The organism is Vibrio ordalii ATCC 33509 (assembly GCA_000257205.1).
Classification (GTDB): domain Bacteria; phylum Pseudomonadota; class Gammaproteobacteria; order Enterobacterales; family Vibrionaceae; genus Vibrio; species Vibrio ordalii.
This window is the reverse complement of the sequence record AEZC01000001.1, coordinates 15911-27691: the sequence shown is the minus strand read 5'-3', so window position 1 is coordinate 27691 and position 11781 is coordinate 15911. Positions and strand designations below refer to the sequence as shown.

Genomic DNA, 11781 nt, shown 5'->3' with positions numbered 1-11781 from the left:
AGGGGGGAGGAAAAAGGATGAGTAATTTTACGGTATAGCATTTTTAAAACGCAGATCACGGATTTTAGGGGGAGGAGAGCCGTTAATGGTTATAAAATAGAATACAAAATGCCTTATTGATCACTATTTAGGGCCAATAACATCATTAAAATGAAATAAAATTACATTCAAATTTTATTCATTGGGCGCTTGACCTAATATCAACAAAGCTTTTTACTTAAAGCGATGACGTGCAGCAAAATAACACTTAAAGATGCCCATATGAAATGTACTCGTTCTAGTCCTTACCCACTCGGTGCAACCCTTGACAACACAGGTTGCAATTTTGCTATTCATGCTCCAGCAAGTAAACAGCTTCTACTCGCTCTGTTTGACCAACAGGGAAGTTTCACCACTCACGTGTTAGAGAATGAATATGCGGGCGTGAAGTACACTCATGTACCAAACATTAAAGCAGGGCAAAAATACGGTTACCTCATTTTAAATGGTGATGAGCCGCACTATATTTCCGACCCCTACGCGAAGGCGATAGATAAAAATTTAGGCTATACAACACCGTTTAGTTCAAAAAAGAGTTTCGAGCTGCCTAAGTGTATCGTGGTTGATGATCAATTCGATTGGCAATCAACTAGAAAGCCAAACATACCTCGCGATAAGACTATTTTGTTTGAGACTCATATCAAAGGGGTGACCAAACTCAATCCACGAGTGACTAAAGCAGAACAAGGTACTTATTTAGGCTTAATCAGTGAGGAGATGCTGGAGTTTTATCGCAAGCAACACATCAACACGCTACAACTGCTGCCTATCGCGGCTTGTATGCATGAGCCACATCTATTGGATATGGGCAAAGTCAACTATTGGGGATATAACCCCTACCTGTTTATGGTGCCAGATCCACGTTATGCGCAAAAAGATGCGGTAACGGAACTGAAAACGGCTATCAGAGAACTGCATCGTCACGGAATTGAAGTGATACTGGATGTGGTTTATAACCACTCAGCGGAGGGGGGCGAAGATGGGCCTATTTTCAATTTAAAAGCACTCGACCCTAAATATTATCTAAAACACGGTCAACATTACGCGAATTTTACCGGTTGTGGTAATACCATAGATCTCTCTTATCAACCCGCCCTTAACCTAGTCATGGACACGCTGCGCTACTGGGTTAGCGAATACCAAATCGATGGTTTTCGTTTTGATTTGGCCGCAACGCTTGGAAGAAATGGCGATAATTTCAGCCCCGATGCTGCGTTCTTTAAAGCGGTGGCGCAAGATCCAACGTTAAAACGAGTCAAATTGATTGCAGAGCCTTGGGATATTGGTCCAAACGGTTACCAAGTAGGCAATTTTCCTTTCGGTTGGAATGAATGTAACGACAAATTACGTGATATCACACGCAGCTTCTGGCGCGGCGACCAAGGCTATTTAAAAGAGTTCGCCACACGCTTAATGGGCTCGCGCGACTTGTACAGTGCCGCCAACTGGCCCTACAAACTGACCGTCAATTACATCACTTATCATGATGGCTTCACCATGCAAGATTTGGTGTCATACAAGCATAAGCACAATGAAGCGAATGGTGAACAAAACCGAGATGGTCACGGTGACAATCGCTCCGACAACTATGGCGTCGAAGGCGAAACCGAGAACATGGTGATAAAAGCAACCCGCGAAAAGCAAAAACGCAATATGATGGCGAGCTTACTTTTTGCTTTTGGCATTCCTCATATTCTCACCGCGGATGTGCTTTCGCATACTCAGCAAGGTAATAACAATGCTTACTGCCAAGACAATGAGATCAGTTGGCTTGACTGGAACATGACCGAACGCAAAAGCTACTTCAAGCATTGGCTAAGTCAAATGATCGCGGCGCGACAAACCTATATGGTGCCCTTCATTCGCGCGTTCAGTGGAGAAGAGCGTAATGCCAACCGCATCTTCTGGCGACGCGTGGATGGCACATTGATGGAGCATGACGATTGGAATCGCTTGAGCTCAGTTGCTCTGCATATGGGGATCGGTTCAAATGGCGCAGAGATGATCTATTTGATCAACCAGACCAACGCACCCGCTCGTTTTACGCTCCCCAAAGATCGTAACCAAAACTGGGAAGTGATATGCGATACCAATTTACGCAACGTACAACCTGGCCATGCAGAGGGAGAAATATTGCAATCGCCCATCTCAATGACCATTTTGCACTATCAACCTGAAGTATAAAATCAAGCGCTACGCATCATTACCGATAAACAAAGAGATTACCGATAAACAAAGAGGCCCAATTGGCCTCTTTCTCTTCTCTAGTTTCTGCTTTCAGAACATTACAGGAATGCTTTGAAAGGCAGCTCTGGTTCATCGACAAAAATATCTTTAAAGCCCATGAAATGTTGATAGTGCATACGCCCTTTATCGGTTGGATAAGTATATTTGCCACCTACTTGCCAAAAGAAAGGTGCAAAACCGTATTGCAGACGATCTTTTTTCATTTGCCACAATACTTCAATTTCACGCGGGTCATTTTGGAAGTTAGCCCAAATATCGTGATGGAATGGGATCACCACTTCACAATTTAATGACTCTCCAGCACGTAAAATGTCAGAAGATGTCATTTTATCGGTCACACCACGTGGGTTTTCACCGTATGAGAGCAGCGCCACATCAATCTTGTAGTCATTACCATGCTTGGCATAGTAGTTCGAATAATGCGAATCACCTGAGTGATAGATTGAACCACCTGAGGTTTCAATCAGATAGTTGACCGCGCGATCATCCATACCATCAAGAATCCCCTTATCATAAGATGAGATACCTTTAGGCAGCGTAATCAACGCAGTGCGATCAAAAGAGTCCAGTACTCGGATACTGATATCGCCGACTTCAATGCAATCACCCACTTTCGCCACAATGCAGCGCTCACTCGGTACTCCCCAGCCTTGCCACAGGTCGACGCAAGCTTGTGGCCCAATAAATTTCACATGTTCACCACAGTTTTGCAGCACAGCCGCTGCGACATTAATATCGATATGGTCAGCGTGATCATGCGTCGCCAGCACCGCATCAATCTCTTTGATGCCAAATGGGTCCAACACAAAAGGAGACGTTCTTAAGTTGGGTTGCAGTTCACGCACGCCCCCCATCCGCATCATTTGGTGTTGTGGATTCATAAGCGGATTCTTTTGCGTTTTCTTACCCGTCCCACACCAAAAATCGATCGAAAGATTGGTATTACCGGCACTTTTTAGCCAAATGCCTGTACAACCAAGCCACCACATAGCAAAAGTGTTGGCTTCCACCTCGGTCTTTTTTATCTCTTCATTCAGCCAAGTTCCCCATTCAGGAAACGTACTTAGAACCCATGAATCGCGTGTGATTTCATCAATTTTACTCATAGCAACACCTTTTATTTCACGATCAGTTAGACAAATTTTGGATGTAGGGAGCCAAGCGTCTTAACCAAAGGTGAAGACACTGAGCCTGTGTTTATTATTAGAATCTGTAGAGCGAAGTGCTTTTTATACCAGAATCACTTCGGTCCCCTGCTGCTGTAGCGCTTGGATAACTTGCGGATCGGCGGCTTTGCCAGTGATAACAATATCAACCTTTCTGGCGGGGCAAAATAGCATGCCCGTACGCTGCCCAACTTTAGAACTATCCACTACCACCACTAACTTACCGATTTGCTCTAGCATTTGTTGCTCGGCAACAGCGGTAAGCATATCGGTTTTGTAGAGGCCATTTTCCGTCAGCCCTTTACCACTGGTGAACATCCAATGCCCGGCGTAGCCACCTAACGAATCAGGGGCCGGGTTGAGAAAAATGTTTTGTGCTTTGTTGTACTGCCCACCAATGATGATCACATCGTCGTGATCTTCATTGATAAGATAACTGGCCAGTGGAAAGTAGTTAGTCACAATTTGAACATCTTGGCCACACAACTCTTTACCGAGCAAGAAGGCAGTCGAACCACAGTTAATTACCACACTGTCACCGGGTTTGCAGAGCTTAGCCGCAGCCATGGCAATCTGTGATTTTTCATGGAAATGATCCGTACTGTCGATATTTAACGGCGTCCACGCTCGCTTTCTAATCTCTAAGCGTTCAGCGCCATTGCGAACTTTCTTCAGCTTACCTAGCTCATCTAACTTAGAAATATCACGGCGGGCCGTTGCTGGTGACACGTTAAATTTCTCAATAATATGCGTGACGTTGATGGTGCGCATATTGTCTAGCAAAGACAGTATCTCGTTATGTCTTTGTACTTCGTTCATGGTTATCACCTTATCTTTTCATCAAGTGATTACTTGGTGATTATTTATGATTTGTTTTGATTCTATTTCTCATCCATCACAATGTCAAACACTGGACGGACAAAACTTCCCTTTCGCTCACAATAAATTATAAGCCATTGATTTTATTTGATATAAAATTTCAACTGTGACTTGAGTATCAAATAATGTCTCCCGCTGGTGGAGAAATTGATAAAAATCAAAATAATCACAAATGAGCATTGAATGATTAGTTTTGATTGGTAAAGTCTATTTCGTGAGCAAAACAAGATGGAAATCAGCATCACCTTGCTGAACCACTCTGACCTACACCCAGCTTCGAGTAAGACGGGAATACACATAACGATAAATAAGAGAATCAAGGGGTAAAGATATGCAGTTCATCTACGATATCTTCTACATTTTTTATAGCCAAGTAATGACTAAAGCACCTTTGCTGCTGGGCTTAGTCACCCTTATCGGTTACTGGTTATTAAGAAGAGACACCACCACCATCATTAAAGGATCGATCAAAACCATCGTCGGCTTTATGTTGGTACAGGTGGGAGCAGGGACCTTAGTGGCAGGCTTTAAGCCTGTGATTGAGAAATTATCGGAATATCATGGTTTAACTGGCTCGGTTATCGACCCGTACACCTCGATGATGGCCACCATGGAAATCATGGGGGATGATTATTCTTGGGTCGGCTATACCGTGCTACTGGCACTGGCGATCAACATCTTGCTCGTTTTGCTACGCCGCTACACAGGCATTCGCACCATTATGCTAACGGGGCACATTATGTTCCAGCAGGCTGGATTAATTGCGGTGTTCTACCTTGTGCTGGGTGCAAGCATGTGGGAAACCATCCTTTACTCGGCTGTTTTGATGGCGCTCTACTGGTCTATCTCCTCCAACATTATGTTCAAACCCACCGAAGCCGTCACGGGTGGTGCTGGTTTCTCCATCGGCCACCAGCAACAAGTCGCATCTTGGATTGCAGTTAAGATTGCCCCCAAAAAAACGAGAGTGTCGACCACCTTGAGCTGCCTAAATGGTTGCACATTTTCCACGACAGTATTGCCGCGACCGCGATTGTGATGACACTATTTTTCGGCATTATTTTGCTCTCCTTTGGTTTAGACAACTTGCAAGCAATGGCGGGAAAAACCCATTGGTCTATCTACATTCTGGAAACTGGCCTTAAATTTGCGGTAGCGATTCAAGTTATCGTAGCCGGTGTGCGTATGTTCGTTGCCGAACTGTCTGAAGCCTTTAAAGGTATCTCAGAGCGCGTCATTCCTAACGCGGTGTTAGCCATTGACTGCGCCGCTATCTACGCGTTCTCACCTAACGCCATGGTGTTTGGTTTTATGTGGGGCGCGATTGGTCAATTTACCGCGGTGCTGGCCATGCTCGCTTTTGATGCATCGATCATGATCATTCCCGGCTTTATCCCGATGTTCTTCTCCAACGCAACCATTGGTGTTTTTGCCAACCACTTTGGCGGCTGGCGCGCGGTCATGAAGATCTGTTTTGTGATGGGTATCATCGAAGTAGTGGGGTCCGCATGGGCCATTCACATCTTCAACCAATACGGCACTGAATTTAGCGGCTGGATGGGCATGGCCGACTGGGCGCTAGTCTTCCCACCGATCATGCAAGGCTTATCCGTCTCAAAACTGTTCTTCTTTGTGCTGATTGCATTGGCTGGTGTGTACATGTTCTTCGCCTCTAAAAAACTGCGTGAAGAGGAAGATGCACAAGGTTTGGTAAACATCAGTGACGATCCAGAAGTCATCGCCGCCGTCGAACAAGCACTGAAAGTCAGTGATGGCGTGCGCCCGGTCAGCATTTTAGCCGTGTGTGGCAATGGACAAGGCTCCTCAATGATGATGAAGATGAAAATCGGTAAGTATCTGGAGAAAAAAGGCATTCCACACGTGATGGATTCCTGCGCAGTGTCTGATTATAAATCTAAGCTCGCCACCACCGACATCATCGTCTCATCAAAACATCTCTCTGGTGAGATGGAGCCCGGAGAAGGCAAGTTTGTGCTCGGCGTACAAAACATGCTGAATCCGAACTCTTTTGGTGATGAGCTGCTCGATATCATCGATAAAAACTTTGTCACTTTGAAATAGCTATTGACTACAAAACGATAAGCACAAAAACGATAAGTACAAAAACAATAGGTGCCAGACGCACTGGCACCCACTCTGGAGATAGAACCATGGGACTGAAACAATCACTGATCGACAATGATTCCATCCAATTAAATGCACAGGCGAGCACTTGGCAAGAGGCGATCAAAATCGGTACGGATAGGCTGATAAAATCAGGAGCCATCCACCCCTGTTATCACGATGCCATCATCAGCAGCGTTGAACAATTAGGCCCGTACATCGTCATCGCGCCTAATCTTGCCCTGCCTCATGCTCGTCCTGAAAATGGCGTGATCAGAACCGCCTTTGCTTTAGTGACGCTACAAACGCCTGTCTATTTTGACGGCGAAGATGAACCGGTCGATGTGCTGATCACCTTAGCGGGCAGCTCGTCTGATCAGCATATGGAAGGATTAATGGAAGTAACCCAAGTGCTGGATGATGAAGAGAGCGAGACAGGCGTTGATCTCGATAAACTGCGCCGTTGTCGTACCGCGCAGGATGTTTACCAAGTGATTGATCAAGCGTTAGCGGCGCAATTGGTCGAGTGAGGATGCCATGTATAGCGAACTAAAACAGCGAGTATTTGCGGCAAATCTTAAGCTTCCCCAATACGGTTTAGTCACTTTTACTTGGGGTAATGTGTCAGAAATAGACCGCGAGAAGGGCGTCATCGCCATCAAACCTTCTGGCGTGGAATACGATGTAATGAAAGTCGATGACATGGTGATCGTTGACCTTAACGGCGCGATTGTGGAAGGCACACTCAATCCATCCAGTGATACCGCCACTCACCTTGAACTCTATAAAGCTTATCCAGAGATTGGCGGCGTGGTACACACCCATTCGCGCAGTGCCACTATTTGGGCGCAAGCGGGCATTGACATTCCTGCTTTAGGAACCACTCACGCCGATTATTTTTACGGTGACATCCCCTGCACACGCAAACTTTCTTGCGATGAAATCGCTGGCCAGTATGAGAAAAACACCGGCCTTGTGATCATCGAAGAGTTCACACATCGGCGCATTGATCCGATGGCGGTGCCAAGTGTGATTGTCGCCGGGCATGCTCCTTTCTCTTGGGGCAAAGATGCTAAAGATGCGGTTCATAACGCCGTCGTCTTGGAGGAGATTTCTGCCATGGCGCTGGCTACTCGTTCACTCAACAGTGGCATCAAAATTCAACCGGAATTATCCGATAAACACTATCAACGTAAGCATGGTGATAACGCTTACTACGGCCAAAGGTAGCAGCTATGTATAAAGTTCTCGCGCTCGACCTTGATGGCACGGTGTTGACTGATGAACACACCATTCATCCTCAGCTAAAGCGAGCGATTCAACAAGCGCAGCAACACTGCCACGTGGTGATCGTGACCGGCCGTCACCACACGGCGGCTAAACCCTATTATCAAGAGTTGGGGCTCACAACCCCCATCATCTGCTGTAACGGCACGTATGTGTATGACTACCAAAATGAAAAAGTGCTCAAGCACAATGCTATTGCCAAGCACGATGCATTGACCTTTCTTGCACTGGCTAAAGAGTTTCAAATGAAACTGGTGATGTATGTGACCGACGCGATGACCTATTCCAAGCGTAGCCCAATCGCCTACATGCAAGCGTTGGAAAAATGGGCCAACCAGTATCCACCGACGGCACAGCCCAAAATCGAGCAAATTGACTCGTTTCGTCACCGTGTCGAGCAAGAAACGTTTATTTGGAAATTTGTGGTTGAAGGGCTACCGAGTTCCGTTGAACGCCTTGCCCAACAAGCTTGGGTACAAGAGACATTCAACGGTGAGCGTTCATGGTCGAATCGCATCGACTTTGCTGCCAAAGGCAACAGTAAAGGTCAGCGCTTGGCTGAATATGTGCAATCACTTGGCTACCACGCTAATCACGTGCTGGCTGTCGGCGATAACCATAACGACATTTCAATGCTCGACTACGCCGGGCTCGGTGTGGCGATGCTCAATGCCGACGATACGGTGAAATCCCACGCCAAACTGATTTGTACAACCGATAACAATCACGACGGGCTCGCCCGTTTGATCTGTGACAAAATTCAAGGATAACTCTCATGACTAAACCAATGATCCAAATCGCTCTCGACCAAACTGACCTTATTTCTGCCATCGAAGTGGCAAAAAACGTAGCAAGCTTTGTTGATGTCATCGAAGTGGGCACCATCCTCGCCTTTGCTGAAGGCATGAAAGCCGTCAAAACGTTACGCCATAATCACCCTGACCATATTCTAGTGTGCGATATGAAAACCACCGATGGCGGCGCTATTTTAGCGCGGATGGCATTTGAAGCTGGCGCGGATTGGATCACCGTTTCTGCCGCAGCGCATATCGCTACCATCAGTGCGTGTAAGAAAGTCGCCGATGAGCTGGATGGCGAAATCCAAATCGAAATTTACGGCAACTGGACCTTTGCTGATGCACAAGCGTGGATTGATCTTGGCATCACCCAAGCCATTTATCACCGTTCAAGAGATGCCGAACTGGCCGGTATTGGTTGGACAAGCGAAGATGTTGAGAAGATGCGAACTCTATCCGATATGGGGCTTGAGCTTTCCATCACAGGTGGCATCGTGCCAGAAGATCTCTATTTATTTGAAGGCATTAAGGCCAAAACCTTCATTGCGGGGCGTGCATTGGTCGGTGAAAAAGGTCGCGTCACTGCCGAAGCACTGCGCAGTCAAATCGATCGTTTTTGGTGCTAGGAGGCCGTATGTATCAGCATTTGCCACGCCAACGTATCGGGTTGTATGAAAAAGCGCTCCCCAATCATTTCAGTTGGGAAGAAAAGCTCGCCACAACGAAAGAGCTGGGGTTTGATTTTTTAGAGATATCCGTCGATGAGTCGGATCAACGTCGTCAACGCTTAGACTGGGATGATGCAACCATCTATCAGCTACGAAGATGGTGTGAGCAATACCAAATCCCGCTCCAATCGATGTGCTTAAGTGCGCACCGTAAGTTTCCTTTTGGCTCGTCAGACCCCGCCATTAGAGAGCAAGCTATTTTGCACATGGAGAAAGCGATTACCTTAGCTTACAAACTGGGTATTCGTACCATTCAACTCGCAGGCTATGATGTCTATTACGAACCCGCTAATGAAGAAACTCATCAACGCTTCATTGAAGGCATGCAGCTTGCCGCCAAACTGGCCGAGCGTGCTGGCGTGATGCTGGCGGTGGAGATCATGGATACCCGCTATCTTAACTCACTGAGCAAGTTCGAAATTCTCAAGCGGCAAGTACCCTCACCCTATTTTATGGCGTATCCAGATGTAGGCAACATTTCAGGTTGGAACTACGATGTGTGTACTGAATTGGCACTTGGTATGCCTCACATTACTCAGATCCATCTTAAAGATACCTATTGTGTCACCCCAAACTACGCTGGCCAATTTCGAGATTTAGTGATTGGAGAAGGAGAGGTTAATTTCGACGCCATTTTCCAAACCTTGAAAAAGACACACTGCGTTGCTCCGCTGGTGATTGAGATGTGGGCACAAAATGAATATTGGCAGCGCGACATTCGTACCGCTCAACAGCGATTAAACCAAGCGTGTGACGCCGCAGATTTACCTCGTTTATTTAACCTATAGCTCATTTATTCAACCTATAAATTGTGCTCGGGTGCATCTTTTATGCATCCTTCATCCTCATATTGGATAATGCCGCGCCCTCTCCCCCGTGAGCGCGGTAGCTTTTCTTGGCAAATATTGACATCACCAACACAATCGCGCAGAGTTGTTTGTTGATAACGCCCCGATGCATAACACTCTGAGAACCAATGAAATTACTTCACTTACAACTCTTCTGGTATGAAAAGCATCACACCCTTTTAGAAATGGAAGCGCTCCCTACGCTCACCCCAACCCAAGAGCAAGCGCTGGCAGAATGGGTTAAGTGTCGACGCAAAATATTAAGCTTTGAGGCTCACCAGCATACTTGGGTAAAAGTGAATGTAGACGGTTTTTCTTCCGCTTTGCATTTAAAGCCGAATGGCACGTTGGTCGAGCGAGATCTGTTTGGTGAAAAAACACTGCAAGGATTATGGAAAGTCATCGACGGTTTCTTATTTATCAAAGTGATCAGCGGTGAATTTATTGTCGAATATCAGATTGTTGGCAATAACGAACACAGCATTCACTGCGGTATTGAGTACATCAACGGCCGAGTCAGTACCTACAGCAAATTTATTCAAACCAAATGAGAGTTTCCGAACTATTCCCTTGAAGCACTCGATATTAGCCAGTCGTAGGAAGAAAAATCTCACCGAGCATACATTTCACCGAACCACCGCCAATATCCTCAATGGTCTTCACATTACACGGCAGTAACTTACCGTGAGTGGCCAGCTGCGCACGCTGCGCCGGCGAAAAGGCATCAAACGCCGATTGCGACATAGCGATCACTTTATCTCCTGCCGCCGTTTCTAATTGTAAAATGTTGCCGCAGAAACCGTTCATCTGCTCAAGTGAAATTGAGATGATCTGCTTATCTTTGGCCAGTAATTTAACCACAAAACGGCGTTCAAACTCCGGGATCACTTCATCGCAAATCACGCAGAATGCTTCACCAACCGCCATCATCACATTGGTGTGATAAACCGGTTGGCCTGAAGGCAACGCCGTTTGAAAAGAGACCACGCGATCATAACCGATACGTTTGGCGTACTCCTCTAACACTTCACGGTCGCAGCGCTGTGACAACGCCGAATAGATGGTTCGATTAAGGTGATCCATCACCATCACACCGGTGCTTTCAAGATAAGCCTGCTGGTCTTGATACGCGAGCAACGAATCTTGCGCCAATACCTTGCGGCCTGACAAAGTAAGGGTTTCGATCAACGCTTGTGGGCGCACTTCTTGCTGTCGATTTTTACAAGCCATCGGAAAGGTAAACAAGGTTCCCTCTGGCGTAGTGCTAAACCAGTTATTAGGGAAGACGGCATCTGGCGTTTCCACTTCAGATAATGGGTAATCAAACTCCACCACTTGCACGCCTTCGAGACGCAGTGTCTCAACCATGCTTTGATATTCGGCCATGGCTTGGATGCGAACTTGTTCGGTACTCAATGCAACTTGGTGTTGAAATTCATTATCTTGCGCCGTTTGAGCGTTAAATTTGAACTCTTTTGGCGGCACCATTACGACACAATTGGCATTTTGCACCGTATTCACGGCTGGCTGTGTGATCACTTGTTCCTGCAACATCATAGAAACTTTCCCTTCTACTCACTTTAGGCCAATTGTAAGCATAATGTTAAAATAACATTGACTGAATTTTGGGTTATTTCATCGAATAACTCCTATTAATTACTGAGAA

At 46.2% G+C, this 11781-nt stretch carries 10 protein-coding genes and 1 pseudogene; 8 read left to right on the top strand and 3 right to left on the bottom strand.

The features are described 5' to 3' along the window. Nucleotides 1–225 precede the first annotated feature (225 nt). Entirely contained in the window at nucleotides 226–2223 is a 1998-nt protein-coding gene (glgX, locus tag VOR_RS0100115) for a glycogen debranching protein GlgX (protein WP_029626757.1), read from the top strand. A gap of 101 nt (nucleotides 2224–2324) precedes the next feature. On the opposite strand, the gene ulaG is transcribed toward glgX, so the two are convergent. Beyond that, a complete protein-coding gene (gene ulaG / locus VOR_RS0100110; protein ID WP_010316863.1) occupies nucleotides 2325–3392 on the bottom strand; it encodes an L-ascorbate 6-phosphate lactonase in 1068 nt (355 codons plus the stop codon). A 123-nt stretch (nucleotides 3393–3515) separates the two neighbouring features. Then, nucleotides 3516–4271 (bottom strand): HTH-type transcriptional regulator UlaR, encoded by a 756-nt coding sequence (ulaR, locus tag VOR_RS0100105; protein WP_010316862.1) that lies wholly within the window; start codon nucleotides 4269–4271, stop codon nucleotides 3516–3518. A 391-nt stretch (nucleotides 4272–4662) separates the two neighbouring features. On the opposite strand from ulaR, the pseudogene VOR_RS17535 reads away from it, so the two are divergent. From VOR_RS17535 to VOR_RS0100070, 7 genes and pseudogenes are all read left to right on the top strand, one after another. After that, a pseudogene (locus VOR_RS17535) lies at nucleotides 4663–6413 on the top strand (PTS ascorbate-specific subunit IIBC). Nucleotides 6414–6502: 89 nt separating this feature from the next. After that, nucleotides 6503–6985: a PTS sugar transporter subunit IIA gene (locus VOR_RS0100095; RefSeq protein ID WP_010316860.1), complete on the top strand. Its 483-nt coding sequence runs from the start codon at nucleotides 6503–6505 to the stop codon at nucleotides 6983–6985. Nucleotides 6986–6992: 7 nt separating this feature from the next. Further along, on the top strand, nucleotides 6993–7685 hold the full coding sequence (locus VOR_RS0100090) for an L-ribulose-5-phosphate 4-epimerase (RefSeq protein WP_010316858.1): 693 nt from the start codon (nucleotides 6993–6995) through the stop codon (nucleotides 7683–7685). Between the two features lie 5 nt (nucleotides 7686–7690). Next, entirely contained in the window at nucleotides 7691–8512 is an 822-nt protein-coding gene (locus VOR_RS0100085; protein WP_010316856.1) for a Cof-type HAD-IIB family hydrolase, read from the top strand. 5 nt (nucleotides 8513–8517) lie between these two features. Continuing rightward, a complete protein-coding gene (locus tag VOR_RS0100080; RefSeq protein ID WP_010316854.1) occupies nucleotides 8518–9165 on the top strand; it encodes a 3-keto-L-gulonate-6-phosphate decarboxylase UlaD in 648 nt (215 codons plus the stop codon). An 8-nt stretch (nucleotides 9166–9173) separates the two neighbouring features. After that, complete coding sequence (locus tag VOR_RS0100075) at nucleotides 9174–10055, top strand: L-ribulose-5-phosphate 3-epimerase (protein ID WP_010316851.1); 882 nt, start codon at nucleotides 9174–9176, stop codon at nucleotides 10053–10055. Between the two features lie 188 nt (nucleotides 10056–10243). Next, on the top strand, nucleotides 10244–10666 hold the full coding sequence (locus VOR_RS0100070; protein WP_010316849.1) for a hypothetical protein: 423 nt from the start codon (nucleotides 10244–10246) through the stop codon (nucleotides 10664–10666). Between the two features lie 34 nt (nucleotides 10667–10700). Here VOR_RS0100070 and VOR_RS0100065 read toward each other — a convergent pair whose 3' ends face one another. Beyond that, nucleotides 10701–11672: an arginine deiminase-related protein gene (locus tag VOR_RS0100065; RefSeq protein ID WP_010316847.1), complete on the bottom strand. Its 972-nt coding sequence runs from the start codon at nucleotides 11670–11672 to the stop codon at nucleotides 10701–10703. Nucleotides 11673–11781 lie beyond the last annotated feature (109 nt).